The sequence below is a fragment of the Clostridium sulfidigenes genome, assembly GCF_000732635.1.
GTDB lineage: Bacteria > Bacillota > Clostridia > Clostridiales > Clostridiaceae > Clostridium_J > Clostridium_J sulfidigenes.
In genome coordinates this window covers 1-16,869 of record NZ_JPMD01000018.1, presented here as the reverse complement: position 1 = coordinate 16,869, position 16,869 = coordinate 1, and the positions used below count along the sequence as shown (strand labels likewise).

The window sequence follows — 16,869 nt, the reverse complement described above, 5'->3', positions numbered from 1 at the left end:
AATTTAAATCTATACCCATTCATTTATTAAATCTGAATAAAATAATTGCAAAATCTCAATATGGTATCCATGGTTAAAGAAGAAAAGAAAATCTTCAGAACATATAAAATTTAGAATTTCACTTTTATTATTTAAAGTTGTTACATTATTTCTAATATGAGTTATAAATTCTATATAATTGTCAAAGCTCTGAAGATACTCCTTTGCCTTATTGCATAAAAATACCGATGCTTTAGGATTTTTTCCTTTAATTCGAAGCCCCAAAGCAATATTTTCACTTCTTCCTGTAGCACAAAGAACAGCTTTAGAATTCTCCGGAAAGGTAGTATCAATAAAAATTTTATTTTTACTGTTGCATATATTCCTAATATTTTCGTTGAATTTAGAATCATTTGTGCAAATTATAATTAAATGATAATCCTCCAATAACTCATTAGTAAAAGTTATATCCAGAAGTTTCAAATTATCATAAGCACCATCTAACAATTTAAATTCATCTGTAAACTGTTCCGAGATGCAATGAACCACAAACCTACTATTTAAAAGAGTTTTAGCTTTTATTAAAGCACTTTTTCCTCCTCCTAATATTAAAACTTTAGTATTCATACCATTCAATGAAATAAATACGGAATCATTAAAACTATCCATGAGAACCCTATCCTTTATTTTAATATTTATTTAGCTACTAATTTCACTTAAAGCTTTTATAATAGTTTCATTCATATCTCTAGTTTTTATAGCTATCCTTACAAAACTATCATTAAGACCAGTATAGTTATTACAATTTCTAATTAAAATACCCTTTTCCATAAGCTGTTTTAAAAGTTCTGAGCTTGTAATTCCTTTTATCTTACAAAGAAAATAATTAGCCTTGCTTTCATACACCTTTTGTATAATCTTTATATGATTCAAAGATTTTTTCATAAATGTTCTTTCGGATATCAACCAGTTTTTACTTTCATCTATAAACTTTTCATCAAATAATGCATACTTAGCAGCAACTTCTGCAAAACAATTCACTGTCCAAGGATTTTGATTACTAATAATGAAATCTAGTAATTTATTATTTCTACTTATAGCATAGCCCAAACGAACTCCTGCCATGGAGAAAAATTTTGTTATAGCTCTAACAATTACAATACAACTATAATTATGTATATAGTTAATTATACTCTTATTATTATCTAATACAAACTCTATAAAGGCTTCATCAATAATCACTAATTTATTATGAGCTTCACAATAATCTAATATGTTTTTAAATTTACAATGATCAATAATACAACCATTTGGATTATTGGGATTAGCCATTATTAACCCCTCAGTATTTTGTATCTGTGTGAAAATATCTTCATAATCATATTCCATAAACTCATTTAAAAAAGAATAATTGATATTCAATTTATGTTTTTTACTAAAATCTTCGTATTCTACAAAGGAAGGAACAACTATGGTTATAGAATTCAAGTAGCTTATAACTAAATCTAAAATTTCAGCTGCTCCATTTCCTACTATAATATTTTCGATACCTATGCTATTAAAATGCTCTTTACCATAGGCATTTCCATTAAAATACTCATTACTTTTAAATAAATAATTTAATATGTTATTTTTTAATTCTCTATATTTTATATCTGGATACAGAGGTACCTTTTCTAAAGCTTCTCCTATATTTTCCTTGAAATCCTTAGATATGGATATAGGATTTACATTTGAGCTAAAGTCTAAAAGTTTTCTTCCAATTAAAGTACCTTCAGTATATATATCTCCTCCATGTTTCAAAATATATATACCACCTTTCATCTTAATATGTGCAAGTATATAAAAACACTCACCTTTAACTAAAGTATAATTACAGATGCTAAACTTAATATTATTAGTAAAATTTCACTACTATACATTAGTATTATAGATTTCTTAATGTGTTGATGACCTAAAGCTTCTGTAGCATCTCCAATAGTTGGTTTTTCTACTATTTCTCCAAAGTAGGTATTAGCACCACCTAATTGAATAGATAAGGCTCCAGCAGTAGCTCCCTCAGGATAGGCACAATTAGGACTTTTATGATTCTTTCTGTCTCTAATCATAATCTTAACGGATTCAATTATCCTTCCCTTAACTACCCATGCTGTAAGACACATTAATACTCCAGTTAGTCTAGCAGGAATAAAATTAAATATATCATCAACATTTGCTGGGAAAAAACCTATATTCTTATATTTTTCATTTAAGTACCCTACCATAGAATCCATAGTGTTAATTCCTTTATACATCATAGCAAGTGGCGCCCCTCCTATGATGGCATAAATTATAGGTGCGATTATACCATCGGAAGTATTTTCCGCTATAGTTTCTACATCACCTCGAATTATTTCATCCTTACTTAAAGAAGTTGTATCTCGACCTACAATATATGAAAGCTTAACTCTAGCTTCTTTTATATCATCCTGAACAAGAGCATTATAGACCTGAATTCCGGCTGTATGAAGACTCTTAGCAGCAAGCGTTGTCCATATTATTAAAGTATTAACTACTATAAAAACAATATTATTTATTATAGATAGCTTAAGTAATAAATATGGAATAGTGTATGTAATTATACAAACCATAAACACCATAAATAAAGAAGCCCACTTCAATTTAATATTATTAGGGAAATGTTTTCTTAGCCACTTTTCTATAGCTCCAATAAGTTTTCCTATATATATAATCGGATGTGGTAGCCAATTAGGATCACCTAAAATAAAGTCTAAAATAACTGCTAAAGATACACAAAGTATATTTAAGGATATATGAAAATTAATCATGATAACTTCTCCCACTATCTATTTAAGCCCATTATTTTATATATTTTATTCATATCTATAGAGGCTCTTACAAGGTCAGCTAGTTTATCTAATTCCTTTTCTCTTAAGTGCTCATAAGCCATAGAAACCTTCTCTTCAATTCCCTTGTCTCTTCTTAATTCATTAATAATGTGTTGTCTAAACTCAACCCCATCAAAAACACCATGAATATACGTTCCCATAACATTTCCTTTATTATTTACTACTCCATCTAAATGATTAGCTTCTTCATTATTGCTCTTATTTATGTTAATAAGGCTTTTACCTTCATCTAAAAGCGTAGTTTTTCCCATGTGTATTTCATATCCATAAATACTTAAAGGTGTATCATTGTTTATTAAATCCTTTGCTATGATACCATTAACTCTAGTTGTAATCTTTTTCTCTTCAAAAACTGTTTTTATAGGTAAAATATCTAATCCTTCCATAGACTCTAGTGTAGTTTCAACTCCATAAGGATCCTCTAATACCTTCCCCAGCATTTGATATCCTCCACAAATACCTATGATTTTCCCATTAACTTCATATTCTCTAATTTTGTTATATAAACCTGATTTTTTTAAATATTCTAAATCCCCTAGGGTATTTTTAGTTCCAGGAATTATAACTAAATCAGGAGTTTTAAATTCAGTTACAGCTTCCACATATCTTACAGAAACATCTGGTTCTATAGATAACGCATCAAAATCAGTAAAGTTTGATATATGCGGTAACCTTATAATGGCTATATCAATTTTATCTGTGATATTTTTATTAAGGTCAACAGCTCCATCTTCATCCTCTAAGTCTAATTTAAAATATGGAACAACCCCTAAGCAATCCCTATGAGTTAACTCCTCTAAACTATCTACTCCAGGTTTAAGTAAGGATATATCTCCTCTAAACTTATTTATAATAGTTCCCTTAACTCTATCCTTCTCACTATCACTAAGGAGCATAATAGTACCTAGTAAAGAAGCAAATACGCCTCCCTTATCGATATCACCTACAAGTAAAACAGGTGCATCTATTAGTTCAGCCATCCCCATGTTAACAATATCGTTGTCTCTTAAGTTTATTTCTGCTGGACTTCCTGCCCCTTCCATAACAATAATATCAAATTGATTTTCTAATTTTTCAAAAGCAGACTTTAAATCATCCTTAAATTTAACTTTTAAATTGTGGTATTCCTTTGCATTGGAATAACCATAAACTTCTCCATTAAAAATAATTTGACAATTTTTATCTGTAGTAGGTTTTAGTAGAATAGGATTCATATATACCTCTGGTTCAAGTCCCGCAGCGTAAGCTTGCAAAACTTGAGCACGCCCCATCTCTTTTCCATCCAAAGTTATATATGAATTAAGAGACATATTTTGTGACTTATATGGACATACCGAATACCCATCTTGTTTAAATATTCTACATAATGCAGTAACTAGTATACTTTTTCCTACAGAAGAAGCTGTACCTTGAATCATTATTTTAGCCATTTACAATACCTTCTTTCTATTTAAATAAAATAAAAAAGCAAGGAAGAAAAGCTCCCTTGCCAAATAATTAAAATTTCCATCTTAGTAAAATAAAAAATATAAGTTTAAATCTAAGTAAGATAAACTTACCAAAATCTTTAATTTTACTTATACATATTAACTTAGTCACTAAAATAGCTCATTTCCCTCCGAAAGCTTATATTTAGGCAGGTCTCCTGGCTTATGAATCACTCTAACCTCACCTTCCCCTATTAAGAGTGGTATTTGAGGGTCGTCATCATTTACAGTAGCGGGGGCTGCTATGGATTTTAACCATATTCCCTTTTCACTTTTAAAAAGCACCTAAAATACTATTTAATTTTCACCCATAATTATAAGAGGTTTAAACACATAAGTCAATATAATGTAAATTTTACTTTGCATTCACTTTTATATTCTATAAAAAATGTAAAGACCTAGCAGCAAAAATGCTAGGTCCTTAGTTATGACAAATATTTTACTTATATAATGGAATTTTATTGCAAAGAGCTTTAACTCTTTCCTTAGCAGGTGATAAATCAGCATCCCTATTATCAATTGCCCAATTCATTATATCAGCAATTTCAATCATTTCTTCTTTTCCAAAACCTCTAGTAGTAGTAGCAGGAGTACCTATTCTAATACCACTAGTTACAAATGGGCTTTGGGATTCAAAAGGTATTGTATTTTTATTTACAGTGATTCCAACTTCGTCTAATAGATGCTCCGCTGCTTTTCCTGTAATATCTTTATTTCTTAAATCCACAAGAATTAAATGATTATCGGTACCATCAGACACTAATTTAAATCCTCTTTCTTTTAATGCACTTGCAAGAGCTTTAGCATTTTCTAAAACTTTTTGCTGATACTCTTTGAAAGATGGGTCTAGAGCTTCTTTAAAGCAGATAGCTTTAGCTGCAATAGTATGCATTAATGGACCACCCTGTATTCCAGGGAATATAGTTTTATCTACTAGTTTTGCATACTTTTCTTTACAAAGTATTGCCCCACCCCTTGGTCCTCTTAAAGTTTTATGAGTTGTTGTTGTAATAAAGTCTGCATATGGAGCTGGGCTAGGATGTACACCTGCGGCAATAAGTCCAGCTATATGAGCCATATCTACCATCATATATGCACCTATCTCATCACATATTGATCTTATTTTATCAAATTCTATTATTCTTGGGTAAGCACTAGCCCCCGCAACTATCATTTTAGGTTTTTCCTCTAAAGCTACAGTTCTTAATGCATCATAATCTATAAATCCATTTTCACCTACTCCATAAGATATAAATTTATATAACTTTCCTGAAAAGTTAACTGGACTTCCATGGGTTAAGTGTCCACCATCAGATAAATTCATTCCTAATACTTTATCTCCTGGTTCTAATACACTCATATAAACTGCCATATTAGCTTGAGAACCTGAGTGAGGTTGAACATTGGCATGGTCTGCGCCAAATAGTTTACACATTCTATCTCTAGCAATGTTTTCAGCAACGTCTACACATTCGCAACCACCATAATATCTTTTTCCTGGATATCCTTCTGCATATTTATTTGTAAGAGTGGACCCCATAGCCTCTCTCACGGCCTCACTTGTAAAGTTTTCTGAAGCGATAAGTTCGATTTTACTTTCCTGTCTAGCAGTCTCAAGACAAATTGCTTCATAAATTTCCGTATCAATGTTTTTAACATGTTCTAAGTTCATACATACTCCTCCTGCAATTAAAATTAGTTGTTTTTGGTGGAACCATGTGAATAGCTTTTTAACAAGTTTTTTCTTTTGCGTTAGTAAAGCTTTAGTACTTAGTTTTGCAGCACAGATAGCAACAATATAACCACCAGAACCTTTACATATTATTATAACATTTATTTTCATGTTAACCTACTCAATTTTTTAATTATTCTTGAAATTTTTTAATTATGTGACTTTATGTGTACAAAAACACCCTTAAATAGTTTCTATATATTTAACTTTTTAAAATACTATTTAACTTAATTTAATAATTCCTTTAGCTATATTATTGAATAAATCATCTATGTTGTTATATAATCTATTTAATTAATAACTATAAGGAGGAATGATATGGAAATTCATATATTTCTAAAAGGCAAGAAAGAAGCTGAAGTTTTTAAGGGAGATAGAATTGATATCCTTGATTTTGAAATGGGTGGAGTTAAGTATAAACAAGTGAGATACTTTAGAAACGGATTTAGTAAAAGTGAATTAATTGAATCTAATATAATTGATAAAATAATTAAAAAGTAGAGGAAATACCCTCTACTTTTTAATATATAACATTATTTAGTTCAATACTATTTCTTGAATTATAGTTCCCTCTAATGTTTTTATATAGAATACATCTCCATCTACAACTCCATAGCTATGAGGATTATTTTCCTTTGGATAAGAAATAGAACCTGGATTAATTATAGAAATACCATCTTTTTTATTAATACCTAATACATGTGTATGACCATGTAGCATTATATCTTCTGTAGATATATTAGGCATATTATTCTCATTATATATGTGTCCATGAGTTAAAAAAAATCTTTTGTTATCATATAAAACTACAGAATAATCTCCCATGCATGGAAAATCCAATAACATTTGATCAACTTCAGAATCACAATTTCCACGTACTGCAATTATCTTATACCTATATTCATTTAGTATCTTTGCTACCTCTTTAGGATCATACTCTTCCGGCAATGGATTTCTTGGCCCGTGATAAAGTATATCTCCAAGAATTAATAAATAATCACCCTGTTCTCTATTAAATACTTCTATAGCTTTTTTTGTGTATTTTGAAGAACCATGAATATCAGAAATAACTACTAATCTCATTTTATATCCTCCCATAATAAATTTTATACTTATTATTTACATTACTTTTGTAACATTGTCAAATGTATAACAACATGTGATTGACGGTGTTTTACCAAAGTTCTATAATTTATTATATAACATATATACAGATTAAGGAGGGGTTTTATTTTGATTGTTAAAGTTTGTGTTGGAAGTGCTTGTTATGTAAGAGGTTCTCACAATGTTATAAACCGAATTAAGAGCTTAATAGAATTAAATAATTTAACAGATAAAATAGAATTAAAAGCTTCATTTTGTCTTGGTCATTGCACTGATTCGGTATGTGTTACTGTCGATGATAACATTTATACTGTAAATGAAGATGAAGTAGATAAATTCTTTGAAGAATATATAATTAAGAAGGTGAATCTATGCAAGTAATGAATTTTTCCTCCGCTAACTGTAAAAATTGCTACAAATGTGTACGTACTTGTACAGTTAAAGCTATAGAAGTCTTAAATGATCAAGCTAAAATCCAAGAAGATAGATGTATTTTTTGTGGTCATTGTTTAGTCGTATGTCCTCAAAACGCCCGCCATGTGCTTTCAGATATTGATGATGTCAAAGCAGCATTAAATAGCAATAAAACAGTTGTTGCTCAATTAGCACCTGCTTTTAGAGGAGTATTCTCTCATCCTTCTAAATTGATAACTGCTCTAAGAAAATTAGGTTTTTCTTATATTGAAGAGGTTTCCATAGGTGCAGAACTAGTAACTCAAGAATATGAATGTAGGATTGATTGTAGTTCAAGTAGTGAATTTATCACAAGTTGCTGTCCTTCCATAGTAATGTTAATAGAAAAATATTATCCTGAATTAATTCCATTAGTTTTACCAGTATCCTCTCCTATGGTCGCCCATGGAAAAAGCATAAAAAATAGATATGAGGAACCTTATACTGTTTTTATAGGTCCATGTGTATCTAAAAAATATGAAGCTTTATCTGAATCTAATTTAGGATTTGTTGATTCTGTGTTAACCTTTGACGAAATCATCGACTATATAAAAGAAAATGGTATTGAATATTCTGAACTAGAAGATGGAGAAGTAGATTTTAGCGGTACTACAAGAGGTGATCGCTATCCTGTAGTTGGTGGAATATTAAATGCCATAAGACCTACTATTGATAAAAAAGATTTAAATGTAATTAGGGTTCACGGTCTGGAAAATTGTAAAGTTATTTTAGAGGAACTTAAAAATAGCACTTTAAAGAATGTGTGTATAGAATTAAGTGCCTGTAATGAAAGTTGTCTTGGCGGTCCAGGCACATTATCTGATAATGAATCTGTATACACTAGACTCCAAAGAATTCAAGATTACTTAAAAACCAAAAATAATAATTCAAAAGTTATTAATATAAATAAGGATAATCTTAATCTTACAAGAAACTTTGAAAATAAAAAAATCCATATGCTAACACCTAAAGACGATGAAATTAAAGTTCTTCTTAAACAAATGGGAAAATACACTAAAGAAGATGAATTAAACTGTGGCGCTTGTGGATACAACACTTGTGTTGAAAAGGCCATTGCTGTTTACAATGGAATGTCTGAGGTTGAGATGTGTGTACCTTATATGAGATCATTAGCAGAAAATATGAATAGTGAAATATTTAAAAATTCACCTAATGCTTTAATTATAATTGATGATAACTTATTGATTAAGGACATTAATCCCTCTGGAAGAAGAATGTTTTTAAATTGTGAAAAAGAAAGTATAATAGGAGTTCCTATAACAGAAATTATACACGACTTAGACTTTAAAAAAGTAGCCAACACAAAAAAGAATATTTTAGGTAAAAAAGTTTTCTACAGTAAGTTAGATTTTCATGGGTATAAAAGTGTAATTTATATTAAAAATCACTCATCTTTATTGATAACATTTACAGACATAACTGAGGAAGAAAATAGGAAATTAGAATTGACTGAATTGAAGCGTAAATCTATTGATGTTACCCAAACAATTATAAACAAGCAAATGATGGTTGCTCAAGAAATTGCTAGCTTACTTGGTGAAACTACTGCAGAAACTAAAGTTGCTATCCTAGAGTTAAAAAAAGTATTAGAAGAGGAAGACTAATATGAGAAAATATTACTTAGATGTAGCTAATATGAGTATGAATAAACACGGTGAAGAACTTTGTGGTGACAACGTTGAAATTGCTAATACAGAAGATGGAATTATTGTAGTGATGTCAGATGGTCTTGGCAGTGGTGTTAAAGCTAATATACTAGGAACTTTAACATCTAAAATTGCAGTTACTATGTTAAAAGAAGGAGCTACTATAGATGAGACTATAGATACTATAATTAATACATTACCTGAATGTCAAGTTAGAAAGTTAGCCTACTCCACTTTTACAATTGTGAAAATTAAAAACAGTGGCGAGGTATATATGGTAGAGTACGATAATCCACCTGTTTTTCTTTTTAGAAATAATCGTAGTTGTGACATCAAGAAGAATCGACGTATAGTGAATGGTAAAGTTATTTTTGAAAGTAGATTTTATATGAATGAATCTGATGCTCTAGTTATTATAAGTGACGGAGTTGTACATGCTGGTGTAGGTGGACTCTTAAATTTAGGTTGGGAATGGCCTCATATAAATAGATATCTAACTAATGTACTCCATAAAGAGGTGATTGCTCAAAACATATGTAGACAACTATTAGAAGTTTGTAAAGACTTATATGATAATAAACCTGGGGATGATACAACAGTAGTAACTATTAAGATAAGAAAGGAACAAAACATCTCTCTCTTTACAGGGCCGCCTAAAAATAAGGATGATGATGATATTCTTATAAATCTTGTGAAAAATGCTACAGGTAAAAAAATTGTATGTGGTGGCACTACTGCTAATATAATATCTAATGCATTACACACCCCGATAGAGATAGACTTAAAGCATTATACTTCGGAAGTACCGCCTATGGGATTTATGAAAGGGATAGACTTGGTTACAGAAGGTATACTGACTTTAAATAAAGTAAAGGAATTATTAAAAAATTATCTAAATTCCATTAAAAAGAATGCTATACCCTGTGCTATAAATGGTTCTGATGGTGCCTCTAGAATTACTAATATGTTAATTAATGAAGGTACATCCATAGATATATATATAGGGCAAGCAGTTAATCCAGCTCATCAAAATCCATCTTTTCCAGATGAATTTAATTTAAAAATTAAAATTGTTAAAGACATAGCCAGATTACTAACTGCATTAGGTAAAAAAGTTAATGTAAATTATCTTTAATTTAAAAAGATATTAGATTTTTTCTAATATCTTTTTAAATTCTTTTTATTATAATTGTAATACGACACATATAATACTATTCCAATGACTATGCAAAGAATTCCAATAGTACCAGCACATAATGCAAAAAACTCTTCAGGTAGTATGTTTATAATAGGATCTGTGTTTGGATCAAAAATCCATTTATCATTATTAAAAAAAATTTTATGGAATATTGTAAAGAAAAAATTAAAGTTAATACTTACAACTATTGAGATTGTAACCGGAGTTATAATTGATATAATGGAAATATATTTTATATAAATATAGCTCTTATAACTGCTAGTATACAGTACAGACAATATGGCTAACGTAATTATTAAACTTAATATAGTAATCTTAGCTAGTTTAAATAATTCCTTTACTTCTTTAAAATGAAAAGCACCAGCCTCTGATGATTCTAAAGATGGTAGTTCAAATTTGTCGTTGTTATTATATAACAAATAGTCTATTACATACGAATAATTTTTTTTCATCTCCGCAATAGATAAGCTTGTTCTCTCCTCCATATTAAATTTATTAATACTGTATGTATAAATAGGTTTTATGCTTGTTACTATTAAAGTAGAAATAAGAATAATTAAAACACAACCTGTAATAGAAATAAGGACATTTAGAATAAACTTTTTCATAGTATTACCTCACCTTTTATTTGTTAGAAATTAGTAATCTATACAATACAATTTTATTATCTTATTTTATCATTGTCAAAAAAATTTTCATATAGTATAATTTTCATGTTACAATATATGAGTTATAATGTGCCCACTTGTAGTGGGTTTTAAATTTGATTAAATAAAATTTAGTAATTTCATAGATTTGGGGGTAAAAATGATTCATTTAATTGGAATAAAGAAAGAACTTGATTTAATTTTAAGAGCTAAACTAGCAATATCCCAAGATAATATAGATGGAATATTACTAAAAATGAAAGAAACTCTATGCGAAGAAGTTGTTATAATTAATACCTGTAATAGAACAGAAATATACTTAAAATCTTCCCTATCTCAAAATATCATAATACAAGAAGTATTCAATACACTTAATTGGGATGAAGAATTTATTAAATATATATTTTACTCTAATGATAGCAAGGCTATAACTCACTTACTGGAAGTTAGTTGTGGGTTTCATTCAAAAATTTTAGGTGAAGATCAAATCTTAGGTCAAGTAAAAGATGCCTACTTAAAAAGTAAAGAGTTAAAAGTGATAAAAGCTTCTTTTGATAAGCTATTTACAATGGCTATTAGTTGTGGTAAAGAGTTTAAAACCGAAAGTAAACTATATAAGACACCTGTGTCCTATTCATCTATTGCTGCTAAAAAAGCTATAGACCAAGGTTGTAAAAATATATTAATATTAGGTTTTGGTAAAATGGCTCAATTAACTTTAAATTATCTTATAGGAAAACAAGATATCTTAGATAAAATATATATTGTAGTAAGAAATACAGATAAGGTTATTAATCATAGTATTATAATAAAAAATATAGAACTAATGGAAAATAAAAAGATTGAAATTATACCCATTGATAATATGGTAGATACTTATAAATATATAGATGCTTTAATATGCTGTACTTCTTCCCCTACTCCAATTGTACTAAAGAAAGATCTCCCTTCACAACCAATTTTAATTTTTGATCTTTCCTTACCAATTAATGTTGAAGATTCTTGTAATGAATTAAAAAATATATGTTTATTTAATTTAGATAATCTTCAAAATGTAGATAAAGAAAATAAGATTCAGCGAAGAAATATTATGAATTCAAATAAATATATAATAAAGAAATACTATGATGAATATAATAATTTTTTAAAGTTAATGTCCTTAAGTGGTATAATTAAAGATGTAAAAGAAGAAGGTAAATTACTTGTGGAAAATAATCTTAAAACCTTTAAAAATAAAAAGTACACTAAAGATAATGACAAGCTTGTAGCTACCCTTTTAAAAAGTAGTGCTAACACATATATAAATCGTGCCATTGAAGTTTTAAAAGAAGAAACTTTAAAAGGAAATAATAAGGACGCCTATGAGTTAATTGAACGTATTTTTCTAAATAAAATTAATTAGGAGGAAGAGCTTAATGAACAATAAAACTATATTTGAAGAAAGCAAAAAGTATATTCCCGGAGGAGTTAATAGTCCAGTAAGAGCACTTAAGGATATGGGTATTACCCCTCCTATTATAAAATCTGGTATGGGTTCTAAAATATATGACGAAGAAAATAAAGAATACATAGATTTTGTTGGAGCTTGGGGACCTATGATTTTAGGGCATTGTAACTCCAGAGTTGTTGATGCTATAAAAAATACTTCAGAAACAGCTATAGCCTTTGGTGCACCAACAAAATTAGAATTAGACTTAGCAAAACTTTTATGTGAAACTGCCTCAATTGATATGATTAGGATGGTTAACTCTGGTACTGAAGCTACTATGAGTGCAATTAAATTAGCAAGAGGCTATACTAAGAGAAATAAAATTGTTAAATTTGCTGGTTGTTATCACGGTCATTATGATGGATTTTTAGTAAGTGCAGGTTCTGGTGTTATGACTTGTGGCATACCTGGAAGTGCTGGTATACCTAAAGAACACATAGAGCATACAATTGTTGCTAATTATAACGATATAGATAATTTAAAAGAAATATTTACTGCGTATAGTAATGATATAGCTTGTGTTATTATTGAACCTATTGCTGGAAATATGGGGGTTGTTAAACCTTCTATGGAGTTCATGGAGAACTTAGATAAACTTTGTAAAAATAATGGTACTTTATTAATATTTGATGAAGTAATGTGTGGTTTCAGAATTGCATATAAAGGTGCAAGAGAGCTATTCCCAAATGTTAAACCTGATCTTATTACCTATGGTAAAATTATTGGAGGCGGCTTACCTTGTGGGGCTTATGGCGGAAGACGTGAAATTATGGAACTACTTGCTCCATTAGGCCCTGTGTATCAGGCAGGAACCATGTCAGGTAATCCTCTTGTTATGGCTGCTGGAATAGCAACAGTTAAAGAATTACATGAAAAACAAGATATATATACCCATATAGAAACCATAGGAACAAGATTAGAAAATGGTATTAAAGAAATTTCAAAAGAAAAAAATATAAATGTAGTAATTAATAGAGTTGGTGGGATGATGACTGTATTTTTTACAGATTTAAATGAAATTAATAATTACGAAGATGCTAAAAGTTGTAATACAAACATATTTAGAAAATATTTTATGCATATGTTAGACAAAGGAATTAATTTACCACCATCACAATTTGAAGCAATGTTCCTATCAATTTCTCATAGCGAAGATGATATAAATAAATTTCTTACAGCCTATAAATCATTTAATATATAAATGTATAATTATAACATTTATAATCACTTAGGGTACAAAGTTTTTTTGTACTCTTTTTTTTATCATAATAAAATGAATATAATAATTTATCAAGTTTCATAAACCAATTATAATAGCTGTTTATATCAGTTATTTTTCATAAAAATGCATAATATTAAATACGACTTTTTAATTCGTAAATTTTCTGAATAGTATTGCAATTATAATTATACTGATATATAATTTATTTAATTACTTAAATTGGAATTTAATATAGGAGTGTGTTGTTAATGAAAGAAAAAAAACAAAAATCTAGTAAGATAGCTCCCCCACCTAGAAAGCCAAAAGTTTGGCAAGCTCTTATACCTATTTTAGTTCTCATTGTTTCTTTATCTATTGCAATTATATTCTATGAATCAAGTCCACATATTCCTTTAATAATTGCAGCTGCAGCTGCAACTATTACAGCTTTATGTATTGGATTTAAATGGGAAGATCTCGAAAAAGGATTTATCGACACTATTCAAATGTCAATGCAAGCAATTATAATACTTATGATAATTGGAGTTTTAATTGGTGCTTGGATATTAAGTGGTACTGTACCAACAATGATTTATTACGGACTTAAAATTTTATCTCCTGGTATATTCTTAGTTGCTACATGTATAATATGTTCTATAGTTTCATTAGCCACTGGAAGTTCGTGGACAACTGCTGGTACTGTAGGTATAGCACTTATAGGCGTAGGTATTGGTTTAGGAATTCCAACTCCAATGATAGCTGGTGCTATAATATCTGGTGCATATTTTGGAGATAAAATGTCACCGCTTTCTGATACAACTAACTTAGCTCCTGCTATGGCTGGTTCTACTTTATTTGATCACATTAAGCATATGTTTTATACTACAACACCAAGTTTAATAATATCTCTTATACTATTCGCTATACTTGGGATGAAATATGCAGGCCAAGAATTGGATGTATCAAAATTGAATGTAATATTTGATGGTCTAAAAGCCTCTGGTGTTATTAACCCTATTCTATTGCTACCTCCAATAATAGTAATAATACTTGTCATAAAAAAAATGCCTGCAATTCCAGGGCTACTAATTGGTGTTGCTGCAGGAGTTCTTTTAGCTGTTTTAGTACAAGGTTCTAATTATGGTGATATAGTTAATATTTTAAATGATGGATATGTAAGTGAAACTGGAGTTGAAATTGTAGATGAACTATTAACTCGAGGCGGCCTTCAAGGTATGATGTATACCGTTTCTTTAATTATATGTGCGATGACCTTTGGTGGTATAATGGAGAAAGCTGGATTCTTAAATGTACTTGCTGAAAAATTACTTAGACTTGCCGTTAATACAGGTTCTCTTGTACTAATCACTATAATTTCTTGCATTGTTGTTAATATACTTGCTGGAGATCAATATTTATCTATAGTTATTCCAGGTAGAATGTATAAAGATGAATATGCTAAACGTGGCTTAGCACCTAAGAATTTATCTAGAGCTCTAGAAGATTCTGGAACATTAACATCACCATTTATTCCATGGAACACCTGTGGAGCATTTATGTCTACTACTCTTGGTGTTTCTTGTTTCTTATATGCACCATTCTGCTTCTTGAACTATATAAATCCTATAATATCAATAGTTTATGGATACACAGGATTCTCAATGGAAAAACTAGAAGACCCAGAAAAACTAGACAAACCAGTTATCAAATCCTAGTATGCTTTGAAAAGGTCATATATTAAATGGCCTTTTTATCCTTTTATAATATTTTCTAATATAAATAATGTCAATACTACTTAGGCAATAATATAATGAATATTATTGCAAGGAGTTGATTTTCTTGGATAAAAAATATATAGTTAATAGTTTAAATGAATTATTACAGGGCATATATATTGATATAAACATTTTTGAAGATTATATAAAGCACTCTAAAAACGAAGATGTTATTTCTCAAATATCTAAAGTTCGAAATGACTACCAAAAACATGCATATAGAATATGTAATATAATAACTGATTTAGGTGGTAATCCTATAGAAATTGATAATTGTGTTGATATAAATTCATATATTAATATTGATGCTACAGTTATTGAAAAAGAGCTTTTAAAAAAAACTTGTGAAGCTGCAAATAATGTATTAAATTTAGGTTGTAAATTAATATCAGATCCTAATTTTATTAATCGTGAAAGCTATACTACTATAAATTTAATGAATAAAGATTATCAAAAACATATTAATCATATTGAAAGATATGAATTATATAGTAGTAGTTTTAAATAAAAGTTGTAAAATAATTTCAATACATTATAATTCCTAAAAACATTAAAATGCCCTATTAGTATTAATTCAATAAAATACTAATAGGGCATTTTAATATATATTATCTTTTTTTATTAATCTTTTTACCAATGATGTATCCTATTAAAAGTCCAGTTCCTAATGCAAGAGCAGACTTTACTTTTTCAAATTTAATTTCAGCATCTGAAATAGGTTTCACATTGTTAATTATAACTGTATCCTGTTCTATAATATCTTCATTTGGATATATAAAAGCTCCTACTAAGCACAAATGGTTAAATCTTTCTTCTGAAAAGTTGTTTGATAAATCTTGAAGGGTTTTCAAAAAATATTCTTTAGTCCACTTATTATCCTCTTCTAGTTTTGCTCCATCATGAATTTCAAATAATCCCTTAATGTTTTCTTTAGCATAATTTAATGCATTTATAATTTTTTCTGAATTTTCCGGTTCAACTCTTATGTATTCAATTAATGCTTTTCTTACTTCCTCAATACTATTGGATTTAACTGCTTCTTCTATTAAATTTAAACTTATTTCCATAACTAATCTCCTTCTCATCTTGGTTATTATTGAAATCTTCCGACATTTTTAAATTATATCATTTAAAATAGTTTACTATACTATAATTCTATTGTTAGTATATACTAATTATATAGTTTTTTACATAAAAGTTCAACGTATAAATAGTAATTATTAGTATA

At 28.8% G+C, this 16,869-nt stretch carries 16 protein-coding genes and 1 riboswitch; of the genes, 8 read left to right on the top strand and 8 right to left on the bottom strand.

Going from position 1 to position 16,869, the window contains the following annotated elements; translation table 11 throughout:
• Positions 1-9 precede the first annotated feature (9 nt).
• The 5 genes from IO99_RS08110 to glyA form a co-directional block, all read right to left on the bottom strand.
• Positions 10-648: an NAD(P)-dependent oxidoreductase gene (locus tag IO99_RS08110; RefSeq protein WP_035132258.1), complete on the bottom strand. Its 639-nt coding sequence runs from the start codon at positions 646-648 to the stop codon at positions 10-12.
• 30 nt (positions 649-678) lie between these two features.
• Positions 679-1,803 (bottom strand): pyridoxal phosphate-dependent aminotransferase, encoded by a 1,125-nt coding sequence (locus IO99_RS08105; RefSeq protein ID WP_035132257.1) that lies wholly within the window; start codon positions 1,801-1,803, stop codon positions 679-681.
• A gap of 38 nt (positions 1,804-1,841) precedes the next feature.
• On the bottom strand, positions 1,842-2,804 hold the full coding sequence (cbiB, locus tag IO99_RS08100) for an adenosylcobinamide-phosphate synthase CbiB (protein ID WP_198028575.1): 963 nt from the start codon (positions 2,802-2,804) through the stop codon (positions 1,842-1,844).
• A 17-nt stretch (positions 2,805-2,821) separates the two neighbouring features.
• The gene (locus tag IO99_RS08095) at positions 2,822-4,318 is read right to left on the bottom strand and encodes a cobyric acid synthase (protein ID WP_035132253.1); all 1,497 of its coding nucleotides are present in this window, start codon (positions 4,316-4,318) and stop codon (positions 2,822-2,824) included.
• A 188-nt stretch (positions 4,319-4,506) separates the two neighbouring features.
• A riboswitch (cobalamin riboswitch) is annotated at positions 4,507-4,679 on the bottom strand.
• 135 nt (positions 4,680-4,814) lie between these two features.
• On the bottom strand, positions 4,815-6,047 hold the full coding sequence (gene glyA, locus IO99_RS08090) for a serine hydroxymethyltransferase (RefSeq protein WP_035132296.1): 1,233 nt from the start codon (positions 6,045-6,047) through the stop codon (positions 4,815-4,817).
• Positions 6,048-6,425: 378 nt separating this feature from the next.
• Here glyA and IO99_RS08085 point away from each other — a divergent pair, with 378 nt between their 5' ends.
• Positions 6,426-6,608 carry a hypothetical protein gene (locus IO99_RS08085; RefSeq protein WP_035132251.1) on the top strand — a complete coding sequence of 61 codons (183 nt, stop codon included), beginning with the start codon at positions 6,426-6,428 and terminating at the stop codon, positions 6,606-6,608.
• A 36-nt stretch (positions 6,609-6,644) separates the two neighbouring features.
• Here IO99_RS08085 and yfcE read toward each other — a convergent pair whose 3' ends face one another.
• The gene (yfcE, locus tag IO99_RS08080; RefSeq protein ID WP_035132249.1) at positions 6,645-7,190 is read right to left on the bottom strand and encodes a phosphodiesterase; all 546 of its coding nucleotides are present in this window, start codon (positions 7,188-7,190) and stop codon (positions 6,645-6,647) included.
• 150 nt (positions 7,191-7,340) lie between these two features.
• Between yfcE and IO99_RS08075 the strand changes: the two genes are divergently transcribed.
• The 3 genes from IO99_RS08075 to IO99_RS08065 are packed head-to-tail and all read left to right on the top strand — an operon-like array spanning position 7,341 to position 10,466.
• Positions 7,341-7,592 carry an NAD(P)H-dependent oxidoreductase subunit E gene (locus tag IO99_RS08075; protein WP_242844112.1) on the top strand — a complete coding sequence of 84 codons (252 nt, stop codon included), beginning with the start codon at positions 7,341-7,343 and terminating at the stop codon, positions 7,590-7,592.
• Positions 7,583-9,289: a [Fe-Fe] hydrogenase large subunit C-terminal domain-containing protein gene (locus tag IO99_RS08070; protein WP_035132245.1), complete on the top strand. Its 1,707-nt coding sequence runs from the start codon at positions 7,583-7,585 to the stop codon at positions 9,287-9,289. The genes IO99_RS08075 and IO99_RS08070 overlap by 10 nt, the downstream gene beginning before the upstream one ends.
• Before the next feature lies 1 nt (position 9,290).
• The gene (locus tag IO99_RS08065; RefSeq protein ID WP_035132243.1) at positions 9,291-10,466 is read left to right on the top strand and encodes a SpoIIE family protein phosphatase; all 1,176 of its coding nucleotides are present in this window, start codon (positions 9,291-9,293) and stop codon (positions 10,464-10,466) included.
• A gap of 23 nt (positions 10,467-10,489) precedes the next feature.
• On the opposite strand, the gene IO99_RS08060 is transcribed toward IO99_RS08065, so the two are convergent.
• A complete protein-coding gene (locus tag IO99_RS08060; RefSeq protein WP_051824005.1) occupies positions 10,490-11,137 on the bottom strand; it encodes a TIGR01906 family membrane protein in 648 nt (215 codons plus the stop codon).
• 199 nt (positions 11,138-11,336) lie between these two features.
• On the opposite strand from IO99_RS08060, the gene hemA reads away from it, so the two are divergent.
• From hemA to IO99_RS08040, 4 genes are all read left to right on the top strand, one after another.
• Complete coding sequence (hemA, locus tag IO99_RS08055; protein WP_035132242.1) at positions 11,337-12,578, top strand: glutamyl-tRNA reductase; 1,242 nt, start codon at positions 11,337-11,339, stop codon at positions 12,576-12,578.
• Between the two features lie 13 nt (positions 12,579-12,591).
• Complete coding sequence (hemL, locus tag IO99_RS08050) at positions 12,592-13,866, top strand: glutamate-1-semialdehyde 2,1-aminomutase (protein ID WP_035132241.1); 1,275 nt, start codon at positions 12,592-12,594, stop codon at positions 13,864-13,866.
• 269 nt (positions 13,867-14,135) lie between these two features.
• A complete protein-coding gene (gene nhaC, locus IO99_RS08045) occupies positions 14,136-15,581 on the top strand; it encodes a Na+/H+ antiporter NhaC (RefSeq protein ID WP_051824004.1) in 1,446 nt (481 codons plus the stop codon).
• A 124-nt stretch (positions 15,582-15,705) separates the two neighbouring features.
• A complete protein-coding gene (locus tag IO99_RS08040) occupies positions 15,706-16,149 on the top strand; it encodes a ferritin family protein (protein ID WP_035132240.1) in 444 nt (147 codons plus the stop codon).
• Between the two features lie 100 nt (positions 16,150-16,249).
• On the opposite strand, the gene IO99_RS08035 is transcribed toward IO99_RS08040, so the two are convergent.
• The gene (locus IO99_RS08035) at positions 16,250-16,708 is read right to left on the bottom strand and encodes a hypothetical protein (protein ID WP_035132239.1); all 459 of its coding nucleotides are present in this window, start codon (positions 16,706-16,708) and stop codon (positions 16,250-16,252) included.
• Between the last annotated feature and the right edge of the window lie 161 nt (positions 16,709-16,869).